Origin of the sequence: Photobacterium kagoshimensis (assembly GCF_050337045.1) — a bacterium.
GTDB lineage: Bacteria > Pseudomonadota > Gammaproteobacteria > Enterobacterales > Vibrionaceae > Photobacterium > Photobacterium kagoshimensis.
Window position 1 is genome coordinate 290243 of sequence record NZ_JAKJSO010000008.1, and the last position, 20948, is coordinate 311190.

Here is a 20948-nt window from a genome sequence, read left to right on the forward strand (position 1 = left end):
CGTAAATTAGATGCTTTTTAATATGGCAAGCACAAAAAGAGATATAGTTACTTCATATTAAGTCATTTTATATAGTCGAACTGCATTTATAGAGTTACATTCATTTTTTTATTGCACGGTTCAGAAAGCAACTGCTGGTCAACTATCTTAACAATCGCATTAAATTCATCGGTTGTTTGTAGTGCATGCATAAACGCGACAGCTCTGGACTGACAAGCACTAAAAAACGCTTCTTCCAATTCAAGATCGTTAAGCTTGTCGTTCATTGAGATAGCAACAATGCTCGCTTTAACTTTCTCATCATTAGCATCTAATCCCATTTCATCACACAGTCTTATCAGCCACTTAACTCGATTTCTAATCATCGAGAGCTCCCCTCTATCACTATAATTATTTTAGGTTTCATAACAGATAGATAACATGACCAAGATAAACGTAATCTTGACGGTTATACCCGTTCGTCTTTGTTAAGAATAAAACCATGGCCCAACTAAGTATTCAATTTAACAATTAACGTCAGGGGGATCTAGTCAATCATTTAAATAGTAAGACATAATTAAATGTAACATCGCATGATTAGAAATAATAAAAGCATACCCATTACTGGATATGCTTTTATTAGGAAGCTTAATTTGACATGGCACGTTTTTAGATAGACTTCATATTATTCCATCACAATGAAGAATAATGTCATAAATCAGATAATAATAACTCAAATGGAAGCCATTACATTAATTTAATAATACCCACTCATCCAATAACACCCATTGGTCCAATAATACCTATTGTCTATTATTTATCGGCTTTACCTGCTGCATTCGCAAACTTGGCAAGTTGCTTATCAAACCAAAACGGCTTTTTATTTTCATCTTCTGCGGCTTCTTTTCGACGAATAGCATTTCGCACCATCATTGCACCAGTCCAGCGAATAGGTTCAGGTGGGAATTGCCCTTTCGGACCAGTAGTAAGCCCACATTGGCTCCATTTATCCTCTTGTTCTAACACCATAGAAGATAATATTTTGCCACCAATCCATGTTTGGCCAACACCGTTACCTGAATATCCCAGGCCATAATATATATTTGGATTTTGCTTCATACGGCCAAAGAAAGGTAACCCTGTCGTAGAGCGATCTGATGCGCCAGTCCAAGTAGCTTCAAAGCCTTGCTGTGATAGCGATGGAAATAGACGATTAAATGACTGGCGTAATATATTGGTGTACTGGCTAGGTAGATCAAAGACTTTGCTTATCTTATTGGCAAACGAGAAGTAGTTGCCTCCTTTGCCTAGCATCAACCGGCCATCCATTGTGGTTCGGTAATAATGCACAAATATACGCGAATCGACGACAGTTTTCCCATCAGCTAGACCTATCGTATTGAGCTTTTCAGGGATGGGGGCTGTGATCGCCATATCTGATGACACTAATACCACACTACGTTTAAATTCTGGGAATTTCTCCATCATCCAAGCATTTAACGCTAATACTACTTTGCCAGCGTAAATATCCGCTTTAGGCGTGGTAATCGTTATAGGCACATCGGTGTTAATATCTTCCATGGGGGTATTTTCATAAATCACCACCCCCATTTTCTCAGCCACACGCTTTAAGCCGCGCACTAATTTAGCAGGTTGAACACTGGCAGCTGCTGGCGAATAGTAGCCTTCACAATGCAACTGTGATCCTGCATCTTGCTGTACACGATCAACTTGCCATTGCTGCCAGCTGCTAATGTCATGCTGACTAAGTGCCCCTAATACTGGGCCCATTCCACCTTGCTGCGCCAAGTTTGTAGCTGTATATAAGGTGCCATCAACGCGTAACTCTGCATCAATATCATGCTGCTGACAAAAGCGTTCAATTTCAAAAACAGCTTGTTCTGATGCTTGAACTAAGCGGATAGCTTCTTGTTCACCGTAGAGTTTTTTCATCGACAAATATTTGGTGGACCATGTCAGCATGCAGCCACCATTTCGGCCGGAAGCCCCACTACCGCACAACTCTTTCTCAATAACAACCACATCCAACTCTGGTTGCTGCTGTTTAATATTAATGGCTGTCCATAAGCCAGTATAACCACCACCAACGATGCAGATGTCAGTTTGTATGTCTTGCGACAACACATTCGGTGTTGATGACGGTTCTTGCTGCATTGCCTGATCAAACCAATATGGCTGAAAACGACTGTCGTTCTCTTTACTTACCTTGTCAGATTCCAATGTCTGTTTTGTTTCTGTATTCGTTTTCATAAACTGAACCGTCCTTTCTATCCAGACTCATAGTGATAACCCACTGGTATAGACCAGCATCCTGATTGCTACTTTACCAAATGGAGTTTTAGGCTCAATACGTGCGGCATCATTGACACAGAAAATTCATTTTGGTCTTTTTTCTGTCATAGAAATTATCTTTATAGCCAAGATCGAAAAAAGCGCTGGCGTGAATACATTTTCAGGAATAGAATCCACTTGTTTGGGGAGTAGTCACACTCTACTGACTGTAATTAGCGATGCTTGCTAAGCACATAAGTGAATGTTCGCCTGTCGTCATCCCGGAGCCTCATGCTCCCGGCAGCCGTAAGTTAATGACCTATCATCAACTTTGACAAGACCAACGCCATTAATGATGTACACCCTAGGTGTACCTGTACGTTATGCGCGGAAGGTCAAAGTCAACCCTCTTTATGAGTGCCCTTGCCTTCCGTGTCATCTGGAAGGAGTAAACCCTATGAGCCTTTTTTCTTACGAAGGCTTCGCCGTTCTAACATTGCTAATGTTAGCGCTCGATTTGTATCAAACCCGTGGTGGTAAAATTACCATCAAAAAAGCGGCTATTTGGAGCTTATTTTGGGTTGCGCTGGCGTTAATCTTTAATGTTGTTATCTACTTTTACTGGCCTGTTATGGCGCCAGACAGTAGTTACACCAGCAATGAAGCGGCAACCGCATTTTTAACTGGTTACTTACTCGAAAAATCACTTAGCGTGGACAACCTCTTTGTTTTCGCATTGATTTTCGGTCAGTTTGCTGTACCTGAACATTTGCGCCCTCGCGTATTGATGCTGGGTGTGGTCGGTGCATTGTTATTGCGTGCTGTCATGATCAGTGTGGGCGCACAGCTATTGGCTGAGTTCCATTGGGTGCTATACATCTTTGCGGCATTCTTACTCTACACAGGCTACAAATTGTGGCGTGAAGATGACGAGGAACAAGAAGACTTCTCAAACAGCTTGCCTGTTCGATTAGTGAAGAAATGTGTTCCAGTCTCAGATGAATACCATGACAACAAAATGTTGTTCAAAGGAAAAACAGGCTGGATTGCGACACCGTTACTGATTGTAGTGGCAGTGATTGCATTAACCGATGTGATGTTTGCGCTAGATTCCATTCCTGCAATCTTTGCGGTCACCCAAGAACCCTTCTTGGTGCTAACGGCAAATGTGTTTGCACTGTTGGGCTTGCGTTCACTGTACTTTGTATTGGAAGGTATGTTGACGCGTTTCTGCTACTTGCGTGTGGCATTAGCGTTCATTCTGAGCTTCATTGGTATCAAGATGCTATTGATGGAAACGGCTTACGCAATTCCAACACCAGTTTCTTTAGCTGTTATTGCACTGACTATTACGATCGCTATTTCAGCCTCGCTATGGAAAACGCGCGACCAAGCCGTTACTGTAAAAGCGGATGTTAAAGCAAACAATGAGTTATAACGCTTTCCGATAACGGTTAACAATCAGCCGCAAAGACTGACCGAACCGAAAATAAGATAATAAAAAACCGCGACATTTCGCGGTTTTTTTATATCTAGATACTTTTACGTCTGGTGCTTATCGCGAGTACGCATGACTAACGAATACCGTGCAGAAACTCGGCGCGAGTCGCAGGGTTCTTTTTGAAGATACCACCCAGTGCTGTGGTGGTTGTTTCACTGGTTGCGTCCATCACACCGCGTGATTTCACACAGTAGTGGGTTGCATCGATAGTAACAGCAACATCATCACTCTCAAGTAACGTTTGCAGTGCCACTAGAATTTGTTGCGTTAAGCGCTCTTGTACTTGTGGGCGTTGGGCGAAGAAACGCACAATGCGGTTAATCTTGGATAAACCAATAATCTTACCACGCGGAATATAGGCCACCGTTGCTTTACCATCGATAGTAACCAAGTGGTGCTCGCAAGTACTGGTTAAAGTAATGTTTTTAACCCGCACCATTTCATCACACTTCATCTTATTTTCGATGACGGTAATTTTAGGAAAGTTGGCGTAATCTAGCCCAGAGAAAACTTCATCAACATACATTTTCGCAATGCGATGCGGAGTTTCCATCAAGCTGTCATCGCTTAAATCAAGCGAGAGTAACTCTAAGATCTCACGCATGTGGAATTCAATTTTCTCTTTTTTCTCTTCTCGACTAACCTTCTTTTCGGTCATCGGAGTTTCAAGGCCACGTGCCGCTAGGGCGTCGCGCACTAACAGTGCGGATTCACTTAATGCTGTCATTCTTTCCCTCCACTTGGCTCAGGCTTGAATGCGAAATAGCCTAATTTACAACGCCAGTGCTTAAATCTGCCCCGAAGGATACCGCCAAATGAGAAGAATTACACCTCGTAATTAGTAGGTGTTTAATTACTCGCAAACGTTTTCCCATCAACTGGCTTAATATATAAGCCTCGCAAGCAAGAGTTTCTACGTTTTAGCCATATTTGGTATAGGGCATAGCCAGATTTTTTGTCATAATTAACGCTAAAGGAATCAATAGAAAAATCATTGTTCTATCTAAGGTTATTTTCCTGATAACGAAATAAGCCAAGACTTATCATTTAGTCCCACCGATTTTGCTCTGTGGGTACATCACTAACGACGGACACGACTGATTATGGGATGTTGCGATACGCCGGGCTTAATGCCTGTTGAAACAGCACTAGAAAAAATTCTTGATCAAGTAACTGCGCTTGAAACCAAAAACACCATTGCCCTACCTGATGCAATGGGCCATGTAATTGCAGACGATATCCGCTCTCCAATTAACGTTCCTCCTTTCGCTAACTCAGCGATGGATGGCTACGCGGTGCGTACAGCTGATCTGGCGAACACAGACACCTTGACCCTTGTAGGTAAGTCGTTTGCGGGCATTCCTTTTGATGGCGAATGGCAAACAGGCCAATGTATTCGCATCATGACTGGCGCGCAAATGCCAGAAGGTGCTGATGCCGTTATCATGCAAGAAGAAACCGAAGTCGATGGCGACAATATTCGTTTCTTGATCAAACCACCAGCTAACGACAACGTTCGCCCTATTGGTGACGATGTCCGATTAAACGACGTGGTTGTGGCGAAAGGTTCACGCGTTACTGCACGCGAAATGCCACTACTTGCTTCACTTGGTATCGCAACCGTTTCTGTGCTTGTTCGTCCTAAAGTGGCTTTCTTCTCGACAGGTGATGAACTTCGCCCACTGGGTGAACCACTAGCAGCTGGTCAAATCTACGACAGTAACCGCTATGGTATTCGCGCCCTACTAGAAAAATTTGGCTGTGATGTGTTGGACCTTGGCATTATTCCTGATAGCCCAGAACAACTTCGCGCGGCTTTCCATAAAGCGTCAACTGAAGCTGACGTGGTGGTTACCTCTGGCGGAGTGAGTGTGGGTGAAGCTGACTACACCAAAGGTATTTTAGATGAACAAGGTGAAATTGGCTTTTGGAAAATCGCCATGAAACCAGGTAAACCTTTTGCATTCGGTACGATTAATAATGCATGGTTCTGTGGCTTACCAGGTAACCCTGTTTCAGCCATGCTGACCTTGTATCAATTAGTACAACCTATGCTGGCGAAACTTGCGGGTCATACCCAATACCAAGCGCCACAACGCCTTACCGCGAAAGCAACCACTATGTTTAAAAAGCGCCCTGGCCGTACTGACTTCCAACGTGGTATTTACAGCATTAATGCTAACGGCCAAGTAGAAGTGGCAACAACAGGCAATCAAGGTTCTGGCGCATTTAACTCTATGCATCATGCGAACTGTTTTGTTGTGCTTGAGCAGGAACGTGGCCGTGTTCAAGCTGGTGAAGACGTGACGATTGAGCTTTTCAATCACACTATGTACTAAGTAATTTGCACTAAGTGTACTTATACCGCTTCACTCTGAATAAGCGCATTGCATCAATGCGCTTTTTCCATGATTTAGAACATTACGTTTAAATAGGATTTACTGTGGTTGAATTAACCGATGCAGAAATGCTTCGCTATAACCGTCAAATTATTCTGCGTCAGTTTGATTTTGATGGTCAAGAAGCACTCAAAGCATCATCTATGCTTATTCTTGGTGCGGGTGGCTTAGGTTGTGCCTCTACGCAGTATCTGGCAGCAGCTGGGGTTGGCAAACTCACACTCATTGACGATGATAACGTTGAAGTATCTAACCTACAGCGTCAGGTATTGCATAACGACAGCACTGTTGGTCAGCTAAAAGTTGATTCAGCAAAACGTGCACTTGAAACGATTAATCCTAACTTGCACGTCGACACTATTGCTAAGCGTTTAGACGATACCGCTTTGTTAGCACTTATTGAGCAGCATAGCTTAGTGCTTGATTGCAGCGATAACGTTGAGACACGTAACCAGCTTAATCGTTTATGTTTCCAAACTAAAACGCCTTTGATTTCTGGTGCAGCCATTCGTATGGAAGGTCAAATCAGCGTGTACACTTATCAAGACGATCAGCCTTGTTATGAGTGCCTAAGTACTTTATTTGGCCAACAAGCATTAACCTGTGTAGAAGCGGGGATCATGTCACCCGTTGTCGGTATTGTCGGTGCCGTTCAAGCAATGGAAGCGATCAAAGTTGCGGCTAATTTAGGTACACCGCTAACAGGTAAAATCCTGATGCTTGATGCCATGACGATGAATTGGCGTGAAATGAAGTTAGGCAAGCAAGCAAACTGTCCAGTTTGTAGCTAATCCCTTTAATGTTAGTCAGCTAACGTTGACGCCATTAATGAAAACACCGCGATAAGTGATACTTCATCACGGTGTTATCTCTCTTGCACTGGTTTCTTTATCGTAATCACACACACAGCCTCAATTACGTTACTTGGTTTGTCTAATCAAACACTCTCTCTGCTGAGAAATCCTCTCCCCTATTTATCCGTGAGCTACAATGACCCCTAATGCCAATGATAAGAAAAAAGCAAAACTCACAAAGTAACTTGCCCAAGTCATTGCCGCATTTGCAGACATTTTTTATATCCCTATAAGTAAAGACTACCTAAATCATACGTTCATAAGTTAAACGCGCATAAATTCAACCGATATGTAGCAAGCTTTCTTAGTTACTCATAACGCGCTTTAGTGAATGTAGCGGCTACATGTTATAGCCGCATGACACCACACCATTAATTAGAACTCATCTAAATTTGGGGTAATGCGAATATCAATACGACGATTTTTCTGGCGACCCGCTGCTGTATCGTTATCAGCAATTGGGCTGACTTCGCCAAAGCCATAGGTATTCACTTGCTCTTTATCAACGCCGCGTAACGTTAGGTAATTTGAAACTGATTTCGCTCGTTTATCTGATAATGAACGGTTGTATTCATCACGACCTAAACTATCGGTATGACCGCCAATGAAAACTTTGGATTTTTCATTTTTTGCAATCAGCGCAGACAAAGCACTCAGTACTTTATGACTATCACTGCGAATGTACGCACTGTTATAGTCAAAACTTCTATCGCCATCTAACAAGATGGTAATTTGATCGCCATTGCGGCTGATCACACCATCTTCGCGTTTAATAATACGTTCTGCTTTTGTATAGAGTTGCGTCATATAGCGATCAGCAGCTGACTCATTGTACGTTTCTTGAGCCTGAGATTGACCATCACCATTTGATTGGCACCCCACCATAACTAAAGATGCAATAGCCAGAGCACCAAGCTTCATCCATTTCATTGTTGTTTTCCTGCTGTGAAATAAGAACAAACAGTATCAAATCAAGCGTTAAACAGCAGTGAGGATGAAAAGTTATATGGATTCACCTCGCAAGATTATTTATTAATTTCATAAACAAAAACCTTTTTAGAGTATGAGTGCACAAATAAAAAAACCGACCATTTCTGATCGGTTTAAAACATTTACCAGATTGTCCACTCAGATAACCAAACCACTGAGCCAAGGCAATTACTGTGTAATGTACATATCACGTGTAAAACGAGCTTCTGCAGCATTCTCTGTTGAATAGCCTCCCACTTTTGTTTGCTTCAACACGGAACGCGTGTAGAAATATAAGGGAATGGCAGGCATTTCTTCTGCAAAAACTTGCTCTGCTTTTTGGTAAAACTGGTTACGCTTACCATCATCTTTTGCTTTAATTGCACTCGACATCGCTGTATCGTAATCAATATTGCTCCAGCCAGAATAGTTCATACCCTGGCTTTCAAAATACGACAAGAACGTTGATGCTTCGTTGTAGTCACCTACCCATGCATAACGCGCCAACTCAAAGTTCTTCGCACTAAGCTTCTCTAGGAAGGTTTTCCACTCTTGGTTGGCTAGCTCAACATTCACACCAAGGTTTTTCTTCCACATTGAAGAAACAACCAAAGCGAGTTTTTTATGGGATTCACTGGTGTTATAAACCAGTTCAAATTCCAGCGGATTATTGGGTCCGTACCCAGCTTCAGTTAGCAGTTCTTTCGCTTTCTTATTACGCTCTTTCTGGCTAATTTCACCCCATGCGAGTTTCGGCGCTTCAAAGCCCGATACGGATGGTGGCGTTACGCCATAAGCGGGAAGCTGGCCTTGACCCAGAATGATGTTGGTCACAACATTACGATCAATAGAGTACGCCAATGCTTTACGCACACGCGCATCATCAAACGGCGCTTTATCCATATTGAATAAATAGTAATAAGTCCCCAACGAAGGCATGGTTAACAATTCATTCGGGCGCTCTTGTTTGATCGCTTTGTATTGCTCAAGTGGGAATGATGAGGTGATATCAATTTCACCTGTGCGGAAGCGGTTATACTCCGCGGTTAGATCTTGAATTGGCAAATAAGTGACTTGGTTGATAACCGTTTTATCGTTGTTCCAGTAGCGCTCATTTCGCTCTAAAATAATACGCTCGTTCAATACCCATTTAGACAGCTTATACGCACTGCTTGTTACTATGTGCTCAGGCTTAGTCCAACTATCGCCATATTTTTCAACGGCCTCTTTGTAAACTGGGTATGTCGATGGGTGGACCATCATTTTTGTAAAGTAAGGAACAGGCTGATCTAAGGTAATTTTCAGTGTGCGAGCATCAACGGCTTCAACACCCAATTCATCAATAGGTTTCTCACCTTTATTAATCGCTTCTGCATTTTTAAATCGCGCCATGGTTAAGTACCATGCATACGGCGCTGCCGTTGCTGGGTTAATGGCACGCTTTAAGCTGTACTCAAAATCTTCTGCGGTGATTGGTTGACCGTTCGACCACAGCGCATCTTTACGAAGGTGGTAAGTGTACACTGTACCTGTGTCATCCACTTCCCAACTTTCAGCTAAAGCAGGAATAACATCGCCATTCATGCCTTCAGAAACTAGCCCTTCAAACATGTCTTGAATGACGCGAGAACTTGCGGTGTCAGACGAGAACGTAGGATCCAGTGTCGGTACTTCGTCACCGTTACCACGTACAATTTCTTGTACTTTCGCCAACGTAACGCCAGCAGGAACATCTGCAGCTTGGACATTTGCAGTACAAGCCATTGCAACTGCTAGTGCAACCACAGAGCTTTTTAACGCATTCATATAAAATCCTTTTATGTTTACGTAGTTGTTTAATTTGTTGTCATAACCACTTGTTTCTATTAATCATGTTGAACAAGCCTAAATACTCGTACATGTATAACTAGAAAAAGCAGACTTGACTAGTTTTTTCCTCAAAAACCCGACTTACATTGGCGTTTTTTTGCACTAAAGCAGCTTAGCCCGCTAACATAACGCTCAACCAGTGAGTTCTACCGTGTAAAGCTGACTACACTCCTAAACAAGATGCTATTTAGCGGTTGAATCTGATAAAACTCAGGCATAAAAAAACGCCATCACAATAAAGTGACAGCGTTTAGAATCTTTACTTTATGCGACTTAATCGTTGTCGTTTAGGCGAATACCTTCGCGCTCAATAACAATCAGACCTTTCTTGTACAAGCCACCAATTGTCTTTTTAAACAATGCTTTACTTGTACGGAACTCTTTAAAGATCTCATCAGGTGATGACTTGTCGCTGAGTGGAATAAAGCCACCTTTCTTACCTAGCGTAGTCAGTACTTTATCTGCTAGATCGTCGACACCTGCTTTGCCCGCTTTTTGTAATGACAGGTTAATTTTGCCATCTTCGCGGATTTCTTTAATGTAAACTTTCAAGCTCTTACCAATGAAAAGCTTACCAAATGCTTCGGTCTTAAATAATAGACCCCAGTGTTGACCTTCAATCACAGCTTTAAAACCAAGATCTGTTACTTCTGCAATCGTTACACGTACTTCCTGACCCACTTTGTAGTTTGCCGGCGTTTTATCAAGGAAGCGGTTGAACTTAGTCGAGCCAACGATACGACCAGATGCTTTATCAGTATAAATGCGAATCATCACATCTTGGCCAACTTCTAAACGACGACGCTGCTCGCTGAACGGTACTAACAAATCTTTCATTAGGCCCCAATCAACAAACGCACCAATTTCGCATGTACCTACAACACGAAGTAACGCGAAATCACCTACTTTTGCTTTAGGTTGTGTGGTTGTTGCAATAATTTCATCGTTCGAGTCAAAGTAGATGAATACTTCGATCTTATCACCAAGTTGAGCGCCCGTGGCAGGGACAGAGGATTTCGGCAGTAAGATATTGCCAAAGTCATCACCACCATCAAGAAAAACGCCAAAATCTACTAATTTGACGACTTCTAATGTGTTGTATTGTCCAATTCTAATCATTCTATGACACTCTCAGGGTAAATAATTTCAATAGTATTGCTGAGCGCATTATACGTGATGTTCAACAACGCTGCCTGACCAATCTAGAATATTTTTGATGAATTTTCATGCTATTGGCATTTAGCACTATAAAATCAACTGCTAAACGCAAGTTAAATCAACTAGAATAAGAAAAACTATCAAGAGGTATATTGTCAGCGTGATCACTGTTGAAAAAAAAGATGGGCATAAACTTAAGATTTCCCATGTTATCCAAGAAACAACCAATCGACAGTTAGATTTCTATATCTTCGTGCCTGGTGAACTAGGGCTCACCGATAAAATCGTGAGTGAAGATGAATTTTATCACAACGCTATTCACGGCAAACGTACCTACTTCAGCGACGTTAATCACCTCCCTCTAGTCCATAGCCGCTTGGCAAGCCGAGGCAAATTATCTACTGAACAATACCGTTTAAGTTTGAGCTTGTACGCCTATCAATATGCTTTGGCGCTAGAAAAAACATCTGAGCAGCTATTAGATGACAAACAAGAACGTACGATTGAAGAAGTAGAAGAAGTCGCACAGCTCACGGTTCGTATCCTTAAACGTTTACGCCGTAGTATTCCGACCGATAAGAAGCTACTAAAATACTACGAAAATATCGATAATTACCTCTCCTGGTTTACCGAACAACGTTGCCTTGCTTTAGTGGCGCACTTACCTCGCGGTAACGACTACAATGAAATCCGCGATATGTTGCTCGATGTATGTAATAAAGAATCCGAGCACCGCACTAAACACAACTATAACTCCAACAAAGCCTTGCAAGACCCGACGCGTATGTCGAACAAAATGCGCTTATTACGCCGTTTGATCGAATACCCAGTCACCATGAACGAGAAAACCATTGAGTTGGGTAATAACACGCGGAAAATCGTGACAGGTTTTGCGGCTGGTTTTGTGATGATCTTCGTCACCATCATGCTAATAAAAGCCCGTGGTGTATTGGGCGATATTACCGCCTCTTTCATCGTGGTACTGTCTTTCATTTATGCCGCACGTGAAGTCTTTAAAGATGATTTAAAACAAGTGCTATGGCGATTAGTTCGTAAAAATAAACCTAAGTGGCGCAAGCAATTTTTTGATGCCAATAGTGGCCATCTAATCGGGCGTCAGTTGGAATGGCTAGAGTATACTCAGTTCAGTAAGCTCGACAGTGAAATACGTAAAGCACGTAAGCACAAAGTGTCTCAACGCGAAGAGGCCGTACTGCACTATAAAAGCACCACGCGAATGTCACCGATCAAATTCCTGAGTGGTTATGAACAGACACGTGAATCTATCATGCTTGATCTTCGTGTGGTTGCGAGCTTAATGGAAAAAGGATCTCAACGTATTTACCAACTCAAAGATGGTCAAGTTACCAAAGAGTCAGTCGAAAAACGTCACTTGATCAATTTGATCACGCAAGAAACAGATGAAGATAACACGACTCGAATTCAACGTTGGAAAATTATCATGAACCGTTCCAAAGTCGTTGATATTGAAGTAATAGACTTGTCACCAAAGAAAAAGTCTATGGTTGATAAAACAGACCCAACCAATAAAGACGAAAGCGCCACGAACAAGGAAGAACAACTGCCCATCTTCTAAGCTCCCCTTCTATTACTGTAAATGGCTACAATGAAAATATGACGCTAAATAGGGTTTTATTCGTAAACCGAAGATAACCCTACTTTTTGTCCCTTGTTAGCCCCTGAAATATTGCTACCTTATAGCTATCGCGACCTTGTTATCTGACACTTACTGGCTAAATATCCCTCGTTAAGTGTCATCGATTTCATCGCATTTTTCAGACTGTAAAAGGATTCGTTGTCATGACTCGTACGCTTGACCAACTTGTTTTTAATAATAGCTTTCGCCAACTACCTCCCTCCTTTTACACCCAGGTAATACCCCAGCCTTTGAGCGAGCCCTTTTTAGTCAGCTTTAATCCTTATGTGTGTCAGTTACTTGAACTCAGCCATAAGGAAGTCACGACAGATCACTTTGCACAGATATTTACTGGTAACGGCTCACACCCTAAATTTGAACCTATCGCAATGAAATATACCGGGCATCAATTTGGGCAATACAACCCTGATTTAGGTGATGGACGTGGCGTATTACTTGGCGAAGTGGTCACTTCTACAGGCACTAAATGGGATCTTCATTTAAAAGGATCAGGGCTGACGCCCTATTCTCGTCAAGGTGATGGGCGGGCTGTCTTACGCTCAAGTATTAGAGAATACCTTGCCAGCGCAGCAATGGCTGGGCTCGGTATAAAAACAACCCACGCTTTGGCTATTTTCAGCAGTACTACGCCTGTATATCGTGAAAAAGTAGAGCAAGGCGCGACATTAATCCGAGTAGCCGAAAGCCATGTGCGGTTTGGCCATTTCGAGTACCTTTTTTACACCCAACAGCATGGCGATTTAAAACAGCTTGCCGATTACATCATTGAACACCACTTCTCTGATTTAAGTGCGCATTCCACTCCCTATGCGGCTATGTACCAACGCATTGTTGAGCTAACCGCTACGTTAATTGCGGATTGGCAAAGTGTCGGTTTTGCCCATGGCGTAATGAATACCGATAATATGTCGGTACTGGGGCTGACTTTTGATTATGGTCCGTATGGCTTCTTAGACGACTACAACCCCAACTATATTTGTAATCATTCCGACTATTCAGGCCGGTATGCGTTTAATCAACAGCCAAGCATCGCGTTATGGAACTTAGCCGCGTTGGGTTACGCGCTTTCGCCGCTCATCGAATCAGACACAGCCAACGCGGTGTTAGATACTTTTGAGCCTTTACTACAGACAGCTTACAGCAAGAAGATGCGGGCTAAATTAGGGTTGGTAACGCACAACGACCAAGATGGGTATTTATTTAAAAACTTATTTAACTGCTTAACGGTACTACAACTAGATTACACCTTGTTTTTCAGAACACTGTCATCGATCCCTGTTACTGACATTGCCTCAAGTGCAGACAGACTATTCGCGGTGGCTTCTGGCAATACATCGCTAAACACTGAAGATACCAGCACCGAGAGTATCCGTAACAAAAATAAAAAAGAAAACCAAAACAGTGAGCACAGAGCACAATTAGCAACATGGCTGAATGAATACCAGCAACGTGTGATTTTGGAACTGATTGATTCTCAAGCTAAGGGTGATAACAAGCATAGCGATCAAGATCGCCAAGACCTAATGCTGGCAAGCAACCCCAAGTATACTTTGCGTAACTACTTAGCCCAACTCGCGATCCAAGAAGCAGAACAAGGCGACTATTCGCGTATAGAATCGTTGATGGAGGTGCTGGCATCCCCGTTTGACGAGCACCCCAAATATCAAGCAATGGCTCAGCTTCCACCAGAATGGGGAAAGACCTTAACGATCAGCTGTAGTTCTTAATCAACGAACCAACTGAACCACCATATACAGCAGCATAATATGACCTTGCTAACATTATGCTGCTGTGCAAAAAAACAGACATACTTCACAACTCAAAAAATCACTTATCAATCATCCCTGACGATGGTCATTTTTACGGTATTTGAGGCTAGCTAAAGCCTCCATTTTGCGGATACTAACGCCATTATTCATACTTATTTCGCTATACCAATTCAAATGATTCATGCGTTATTCTGATGAAAAGTCACACGCAACTATCTCAGCTTTTTAACTCAGAACAATGATGAAACTATTATTGAATAGGTTCGCAACCAAGAAACCATGACAAAAACCATTTTTCCGTCAGAAAGTGATTTAAACAGCCAAACAAACAGTAATCACCACATCCCAAGTTTAGACTGGGCGCGCGTTATTGCATTACTTGCCATTATTACTATTCATGCAAAGCCTTTTTCTGATTATCCACTGATCGCAGGCGAGCCCTGGATCGCACTATTGCTCAACCAATGTAGCCGATTTGCAGTCCCCCTCTTCTTTCTCATCGCAGGTTATTTTATTGCGCCAAAGCTTATCGCCACCCCGCGTGCGACTTTTATTCGTTACAGTTTACCGCTTATGAAGGTGTGGCTGGCATGGAGCCTTATTTATCTATTCATGCCGTTCAATCTAGAAACTGTATTTAGCCAAGGCTATTTGGCTGATCGCCAACCGTATTGGCAGTACTTACTTTCTATACCATTAAATAGTCTATTTGAAGGTGGCCTTGTTCACCTTTGGTATATTCCTGCTTTAGTCTGCGCTATGGGACTGTTAGCACTGCTGCATAACTTCAAATTACAGCATGCACTATTAGCGACCGCTGTTGGCTTGTATATCTATGGTTTAGCGGCTGGTAGCTATCAACCTATCTTTGAGCTTTCGGCGCCTATTTTTACCCGTAACGGGCCTTTTTTAAGTACATTAATGGTAACGATAGGTTTCATCATCCGTCAGCAACAAAGCAACGAAAGATCATGGTTTATTAGCAATACCAAAGCTGTGACAATCGCGGTTATCGGCATGTTGTTACATCTCAGCGAAGCCTATTTCTTACGTCGCTACGACATTCCTTTCAATACCCATGATTTTTTAATTGGCACGCCTTTTTGGGCTTACGGTCTATTTATATTACTTCTTAATAAACCACAGCTAGGGAAAGGCTCTGCACTATTGGCCACAAGCAAAGATGTACTCGGCATTTATCTTGTCCATTTATTAGTTGTTATTTACTTGTTCAACTTAAAGGGGCTGTTAGCTTGGAACGCTGAGGGGATGGGATTATTGTTCGATACGCTTATAGTACCTGTCGCTTTTTTGATTTCATTGCTCGTGGTTCGTCTTATTGAGAAAACACCGATGAAGCGTTTATTACTGAGGTAGTGCTTAGTGTAAAGCCGCTAAATGAAATGATCCCGTAACGTTGGACATTTCTTTTTCAGCGGCTTTCACTAAATCATACCAAAATTAAACCATCACCTTGCTTAACTAAGCTTTAATCACCCCACTAATGCCTTGCTCGTGCAACCAGCGTACTAACTTTGGTGAATCATCTAAATGACGGCTAATTAGCGCACATGGCTTCCCTGCTTTCTCGGTCGCTTTTAGTGCATGGCGCAATAATGTGAGTACCGCTTCGTTTTGCTCATCGTATAAATACGTCAGGGCTTCATGTTCGGGATCGAGTGCCAGCGTAAACTGTGCGAGCACATCAATATCTAGCACCATGCCATCAAAATACTGCAAGAAAGTTTCTGCTAATAGCGCATTTGCAGGCAACTCTGCCAACATATTCACTTTTAATCCTTGTGCACCACGACATAGGCCTTGCTCTGCCAGCAGATCTATGATGGTTGCCGCTTCACTAAAGGTACGTACAAATGGGATCACTAACTCTATGTTCTGACAACTTTCTTCCATTCGCGCCCGTTTTATCGCTTCACAATCTAAGGCGAAGCTTTTTCGGTGCGCACTGTTCGCATAGCGCGACACGCCACGCAGTCCCATTGCAGGGTTAATTTCAGCAGGCTCTAACTCACTGCCCACGCGACCTACGCGTGATGATGATTCGACACCTGAAAGCGCAACACGTAACGGTTGACCATGTTGATGCTTAGCAGCTTGGATCAAAAGATCAGTTAACTTAGTGACATAAAATTCTGCGGGTGGAAGCTCACCACAATCTTGGATAATTGACGCTTGTTCGTCTGCGATTAATGCAGAGGCTTGTGCATAAGCATACGGATGATAAGGAAATTGATGCTTTACTATATCGTCTAACGAAAACAGCCCAATGCTGTCGGATTGAGATAGCTGTTCAGGTTGTGTAAACACAACAGAGGTAGTGATTACGGGTTGGTTGGGGTTGGTCATAAGGCTCTAATTTCACTCCTATCTTCCATGACGAAAACAAAATACATACGTTTGCAACATGACGTATAAGGCTTCTTTTATCAAGAAAAATTGAAAGGTTTTATTTACCTTATCTATTCTTTAGTGAATTAGCTAAATAACGTTTGATTAGCAATGCGTTATAGATTCGTAACAACTCAATGGATATTTTAGGAAAAACTTATGTCATATCACATGTTTGGTTTATTCCTGTTGGCTTTTGGGCTATCTTAACGCGTCGTTAATTTTAGAGATACCAAGGTAGGCGCACGTATTATGCCAATGAAAACCGATGAACTCCGCACAGTTAGCTTGGGGGCTATGCCAGCTCCTGCTGAAGTTGAAGCGGCCTACCCAATTACAGATGATATTGCAGATCACGTTGCGCAATGTCGTCACCAAGTTGAAAACATTCTGACAGGCAAAGATTCACGTCTTTTGGTGATTGTTGGTCCATGTTCTGTCCATGATACTGACGCTGCAATGGATTACGCTCAGCGCCTTGCTGATATTCAAGACCAATACAAAGACGAACTTTGCATTGTCATGCGTACGTATTTTGAAAAACCCCGTACCGTTGTAGGCTGGAAAGGCTTAGTTTCTGACCCTCATTTAGATGGCAGTCTAGATTTAGTTACTGGTCTATATAAAGCACGTAAGCTGCTTGTCGATATCAATAAACTAGGCTTGGCAACTGCTACTGAATTTCTAGATATGATCACAGGCCAATACTTGGCTGATCTTATCTCGTGGGGTGCAATTGGTGCACGTACCACAGAGTCTCAAATTCACCGTGAAATGGCATCTGCCCTTTCATGCCCAGTTGGTTTCAAAAATGGTACCGATGGCAATATTAAAATTGCTGTTGATGCAATCCGCGCCACGCGTGAATCGCACATTTTCTGTTCACCGGCAAAAGATGGTCAAATGACTATCTACCGCACATCAGGTAACCCACACGGCCATATTATTCTTCGTGGTGGTAACGAGCCAAACTATAAAGCATCAGATATTGCAACTGCTTGTCAAACGCTAGAAAGCTTTGAACTACCACCACGTTTAGTGGTTGATTTCAGCCATGGTAATTGCCAGAAGCAACACCGCCTGCAACTCAATGTCGCTGAAGACATTTGTACGCAAATTCGTAATGGCAGTACATCCATCGCTGGTATTATGGCAGAAAGCTTTATTGCTGAAGGCAACCAAGCCGTGAACACCTGTAAACTTGATGAACTCACATACGGTCAGTCAATTACTGATCCATGCATCAACTGGGAAGACACGGTAACTATGCTTGATATGCTTGCAGATGCAATCAAACATAAACAATAAGCATTAAAATTAAGGGTACGCCCTTATTTGTTAACTTAATAAGATTAGGATTATACACATGCCATCTTTTGATATTATTTCTGAAGTTGATCTAGTAGAAGTGAGAAATGCTGTCGACAACTCGGCTCGCGAACTTGAAACTCGTTTCGATTTCCGTGGTGTTGATGCAAGCATCAAACTAGAAAAAGAGGCGGTTAAAATCACAACTGAATCTGACTTTCAACTAAGCCAACTTGTTAGCATCCTTCGCAGTAACCTTGCAAAGCGTTACGTTGACGCACAATCAATGGAACAGCAAGCCACTACGCGTACAGGCAAGTCATTCTCATGTGTGGTTGAATTCAAACAAGGTGTTGATCAGACTATCGCTAAGAAAGTTGTTAAGCTAATTAAAGAAGCCAAACTAAAAGTCCAAGCATCTATCCAAGGCGACAAGGTGCGTGTAACGGGTAAAAAGCGTGACGATCTGCAAGCAACGATGGCTGCTATTCGTGAAGCTGAATTGGGCCAACCACTGCAGTTTGATAACTTCCGCGACTAATAGCAGAAGTAAATTCATTCTTAAAAACGCGTAGGTTTCATGCCTGCGCGTTTTTTTATATCGCAAAGCAAGCTATTAACCTTACCCAGATAATTCCCCATTAGCATGCTCTCAGCAACTCAATACTTCCCACATACACACCATCTACATTGCACTTTTATGTTCTTATTTACCCTTTTCCCACTTTCTTTTATTTGCAGGTAGTACATTTATTATTCAATTACATGATAAAAAGTGAGGTTACATTAAGGTAAAAATTAGGTAACTGAGCGCTAAAATGACATTTTCAGCAATAAATAATTAAAAAGCACATTTCATAATTTTTTATTCACTGTCATTAATTTAATCAAACAAGTCTAAATGACAGACTTATCGCGCAAATATACAGCAAAGGCAAAAATAAAATTTGTTATACAAATGATATTTTTTACCCAAACGATACATAACTTGTCAGAAATCAATAGTTGTACCACAGTTAATCCCCTATACTCCCCACGTCATCAGGGTTTCATTAGTATTTATAAGGTTTTAATTAGAGATACACGCACACATTGGCATTAGCAGTTTTTTTGGCCGTATGGATACGCTCGTTAGACCTAGGAACCGTCGCTTGTTTAGCTTTGTGAATTATCTTAATTCACGCTCGTTACACAATATCACCCATCTGCTTCTCTCTTGCCGGTACAGTATGTACTGCACGGCAATGTTCACTGCTTGTTATCGTTCGTCGTCGACGAAACATGGATGCATTACTTTTTCCTGCCCAACTCATCAACTGGGCTGTAACGAGTATCACTAGCGTAAACCCTTTGAAGGCTATATCAATATACCTATAAAGGAGATGTCCATAATGGACACTGTGAAAAACAATACTGTTGACTCTTCATCTGTAAATAGCGCAGCCAAGCTTGGCTGGAGCAAAAGCGATACTATTTGGGTTCTTGGCCTATTTGGTACAGCTGTAGGTGCAGGTACGCTTTTCTTGCCGATTAACGCTGGTGTGGGTGGTTTGATCCCGCTAATCGTTATGACTTTGCTTGCGTTGCCTATGACCTACTTCGCACACCGTGGCATGACACGTTTTGTACTTTCAAGCTCTAACCCAGGTGCTGATATTACTGAAGTAGTAGAAGAGCACTTTGGTGCTGGTATGGGTAAAGTAATTACTTTGCTTTACTTCTTCGCTATCTACCCAATTCTATTGGTTTACAGCGTTGCACTGACTAATACTGTTGAAAGCTTCATGGTTAACCAGCTTGGTATGGTTCCACCAGCTCGTGCGATTCTTGCACTAGCACTTATCATCGGTCTAATGGCTGTTGTACGTCTTGGCGAGCAACTGATCATCAAAGCGATGAGCGTATTGGTGTTCCCATTCGTAGCTGTTCTACTAATGCTTGCGCTATACCTAGTTCCTTACTGGAATGGTGCTATTTTTGACCAAGTAATGCCAGCTGAAGGCGGCTTCACGACTATCCTTATGGCTGTGTGGTTAATCCTTCCTGTAATGGTATTCTCGTTCAACCACTCTCCTGTGATCTCTTCTTTCGCTGTTGCGAAACAAAAAGAGTACGGTGAGCAAGCCGAGAAACAATGTTCTCGCATCCTTGCTCGCGCTCACATCATGATGGTTGTGGTTGTTATGTTCTTCGTATTCAGTTGTGTACTTAGCCTTTCTCCTGCCAACCTTGCAGAAGCTAAAGCACAGAACGTATCGATCCTAACGTACCTGTCGAACCACTTTGAAGCGCCAACAATTGCTTACGTGGCACCTGTTGTTGCTATCATTGCGATTACGAAGTCTTTCCTAGGTCACTACCTAGGTGCAAGTGAAGGTCTAAATGGTCTAGTGGTTAAACTAGCGCGTGACCGTAACAAAGAAATTGGCCCTAAAAAGCTAAACACTTTCACTGCACTATTTATGCTACTAACGACATGGGCAGTTGCGACTATCAACCCAAGTATTCTTGGTATGATTGAAAGCCTTGGCGGTCCAATCATCGCGATGATCCTATTCATCATGCCGATGTACGCGATCAACAAAGTACCATCTATGCGTAAATACTCTGGCGCACTGAGCAACATCTTTGTGACAGTAATTGGTCTAATCTCTATCTCTGCAATTTTCTACTCTCTTGCACAGTAAGATTTAAGACAAGCGATACTAAGGCCATCATTTGATGGCCTTTTTTATACCTAAATTTCAGTAATCATTATCAGAG

16 protein-coding genes are annotated in these 20948 nt (G+C 42.3%); 9 read left to right on the forward strand and 7 right to left on the reverse strand.

Translation table 11 applies throughout. The annotated features are described in order from the left end of the window. Positions 1-86: 86 nt before the first annotated feature. Both L4C35_RS01895 and L4C35_RS01900 read right to left on the reverse strand, forming a co-directional pair. Positions 87-365 (reverse strand): hypothetical protein, encoded by a 279-nt coding sequence (locus tag L4C35_RS01895; RefSeq protein ID WP_428461287.1) that lies wholly within the window; start codon positions 363-365, stop codon positions 87-89. Between the two features lie 427 nt (positions 366-792). After that, positions 793-2250, reverse strand: coding sequence for an FAD-dependent oxidoreductase (locus L4C35_RS01900; RefSeq protein WP_428461288.1), 1458 nt, complete (start codon positions 2248-2250; stop codon positions 793-795). Positions 2251-2728: 478 nt separating this feature from the next. On the opposite strand from L4C35_RS01900, the gene L4C35_RS01905 reads away from it, so the two are divergent. Further along, the gene (locus tag L4C35_RS01905) at positions 2729-3709 is read left to right on the forward strand and encodes a TerC family protein (protein ID WP_428461289.1); all 981 of its coding nucleotides are present in this window, start codon (positions 2729-2731) and stop codon (positions 3707-3709) included. Positions 3710-3845: 136 nt separating this feature from the next. Here L4C35_RS01905 and folE read toward each other — a convergent pair whose 3' ends face one another. Continuing rightward, on the reverse strand, positions 3846-4499 hold the full coding sequence (gene folE / locus L4C35_RS01910; protein ID WP_371700635.1) for a GTP cyclohydrolase I FolE: 654 nt from the start codon (positions 4497-4499) through the stop codon (positions 3846-3848). A gap of 376 nt (positions 4500-4875) precedes the next feature. Here folE and moeA point away from each other — a divergent pair, with 376 nt between their 5' ends. After that, on the forward strand, positions 4876-6111 hold the full coding sequence (gene moeA, locus L4C35_RS01915; RefSeq protein WP_428461290.1) for a molybdopterin molybdotransferase MoeA: 1236 nt from the start codon (positions 4876-4878) through the stop codon (positions 6109-6111). 104 nt (positions 6112-6215) lie between these two features. Next, positions 6216-6962, forward strand: a complete 747-nt coding sequence (gene moeB, locus L4C35_RS01920) for a molybdopterin-synthase adenylyltransferase MoeB (RefSeq protein WP_428461291.1) — start codon at positions 6216-6218, stop codon at positions 6960-6962. Between the two features lie 438 nt (positions 6963-7400). On the opposite strand, the gene L4C35_RS01925 is transcribed toward moeB, so the two are convergent. The 3 genes from L4C35_RS01925 to L4C35_RS01935 form a co-directional block, all read right to left on the reverse strand. Next, on the reverse strand, positions 7401-7955 hold the full coding sequence (locus tag L4C35_RS01925) for an OmpA family protein (protein ID WP_428461292.1): 555 nt from the start codon (positions 7953-7955) through the stop codon (positions 7401-7403). Between the two features lie 228 nt (positions 7956-8183). Then, positions 8184-9800, reverse strand: a complete 1617-nt coding sequence (locus L4C35_RS01930) for a peptide ABC transporter substrate-binding protein (protein ID WP_428461293.1) — start codon at positions 9798-9800, stop codon at positions 8184-8186. A 336-nt stretch (positions 9801-10136) separates the two neighbouring features. Then, the gene (locus L4C35_RS01935) at positions 10137-10982 is read right to left on the reverse strand and encodes a CvfB family protein (RefSeq protein ID WP_428461294.1); all 846 of its coding nucleotides are present in this window, start codon (positions 10980-10982) and stop codon (positions 10137-10139) included. A 199-nt stretch (positions 10983-11181) separates the two neighbouring features. Between L4C35_RS01935 and L4C35_RS01940 the strand changes: the two genes are divergently transcribed. The 3 genes from L4C35_RS01940 (at position 11182) to L4C35_RS01950 (ending at position 15845) form a co-directional block, all read left to right on the forward strand. Beyond that, a complete protein-coding gene (locus L4C35_RS01940) occupies positions 11182-12618 on the forward strand; it encodes a hypothetical protein (RefSeq protein WP_428461295.1) in 1437 nt (478 codons plus the stop codon). 224 nt (positions 12619-12842) lie between these two features. Continuing rightward, on the forward strand, positions 12843-14426 hold the full coding sequence (locus tag L4C35_RS01945; RefSeq protein WP_428461296.1) for a protein adenylyltransferase SelO: 1584 nt from the start codon (positions 12843-12845) through the stop codon (positions 14424-14426). 321 nt (positions 14427-14747) lie between these two features. Beyond that, positions 14748-15845, forward strand: coding sequence for an acyltransferase (locus tag L4C35_RS01950; RefSeq protein WP_428461297.1), 1098 nt, complete (start codon positions 14748-14750; stop codon positions 15843-15845). A 105-nt stretch (positions 15846-15950) separates the two neighbouring features. Here L4C35_RS01950 and L4C35_RS01955 read toward each other — a convergent pair whose 3' ends face one another. Further along, positions 15951-16835 (reverse strand): putative PEP-binding protein, encoded by an 885-nt coding sequence (locus L4C35_RS01955; protein ID WP_428461298.1) that lies wholly within the window; start codon positions 16833-16835, stop codon positions 15951-15953. Positions 16836-17129: 294 nt separating this feature from the next. On the opposite strand from L4C35_RS01955, the gene L4C35_RS01960 reads away from it, so the two are divergent. The 3 genes from L4C35_RS01960 (at position 17130) to L4C35_RS01970 (ending at position 20872) form a co-directional block, all read left to right on the forward strand. Further along, positions 17130-18185 carry a 3-deoxy-7-phosphoheptulonate synthase gene (locus tag L4C35_RS01960; protein ID WP_428461299.1) on the forward strand — a complete coding sequence of 352 codons (1056 nt, stop codon included), beginning with the start codon at positions 17130-17132 and terminating at the stop codon, positions 18183-18185. Positions 18186-18243: 58 nt separating this feature from the next. After that, a complete protein-coding gene (locus tag L4C35_RS01965) occupies positions 18244-18726 on the forward strand; it encodes a YajQ family cyclic di-GMP-binding protein (protein ID WP_428461300.1) in 483 nt (160 codons plus the stop codon). Between the two features lie 850 nt (positions 18727-19576). Beyond that, positions 19577-20872 carry an HAAAP family serine/threonine permease gene (locus L4C35_RS01970; protein ID WP_428461301.1) on the forward strand — a complete coding sequence of 432 codons (1296 nt, stop codon included), beginning with the start codon at positions 19577-19579 and terminating at the stop codon, positions 20870-20872. The last annotated feature ends 76 nt before the right edge of the window (positions 20873-20948 follow it).

Coding starts and splice junctions, on each gene's coding strand:
- L4C35_RS01895 (WP_428461287.1), bottom strand. CDS start 365: ATGATTAGAAATCGAGTTAAGTGGCTGATAAGACTGTGTGATGAAATG.
- L4C35_RS01900 (WP_428461288.1), bottom strand. CDS start 2,250: ATGAAAACGAATACAGAAACAAAACAGACATTGGAATCTGACAAGGTA.
- L4C35_RS01905 (WP_428461289.1), top strand. CDS start 2,729: ATGAGCCTTTTTTCTTACGAAGGCTTCGCCGTTCTAACATTGCTAATG.
- folE (WP_371700635.1), bottom strand. CDS start 4,499: ATGACAGCATTAAGTGAATCCGCACTGTTAGTGCGCGACGCCCTAGCG.
- moeA (WP_428461290.1), top strand. CDS start 4,876: ATGGGATGTTGCGATACGCCGGGCTTAATGCCTGTTGAAACAGCACTA.
- L4C35_RS01925 (WP_428461292.1), bottom strand. CDS start 7,955: ATGAAATGGATGAAGCTTGGTGCTCTGGCTATTGCATCTTTAGTTATG.
- L4C35_RS01930 (WP_428461293.1), bottom strand. CDS start 9,800: ATGAATGCGTTAAAAAGCTCTGTGGTTGCACTAGCAGTTGCAATGGCT.
- L4C35_RS01935 (WP_428461294.1), bottom strand. CDS start 10,982: ATGATTAGAATTGGACAATACAACACATTAGAAGTCGTCAAATTAGTA.
- L4C35_RS01945 (WP_428461296.1), top strand. CDS start 12,843: ATGACTCGTACGCTTGACCAACTTGTTTTTAATAATAGCTTTCGCCAA.
- L4C35_RS01950 (WP_428461297.1), top strand. CDS start 14,748: ATGACAAAAACCATTTTTCCGTCAGAAAGTGATTTAAACAGCCAAACA.
- L4C35_RS01955 (WP_428461298.1), bottom strand. CDS start 16,835: ATGACCAACCCCAACCAACCCGTAATCACTACCTCTGTTGTGTTTACA.
- L4C35_RS01960 (WP_428461299.1), top strand. CDS start 17,130: ATGCCAATGAAAACCGATGAACTCCGCACAGTTAGCTTGGGGGCTATG.
- L4C35_RS01965 (WP_428461300.1), top strand. CDS start 18,244: ATGCCATCTTTTGATATTATTTCTGAAGTTGATCTAGTAGAAGTGAGA.
- L4C35_RS01970 (WP_428461301.1), top strand. CDS start 19,577: ATGGACACTGTGAAAAACAATACTGTTGACTCTTCATCTGTAAATAGC.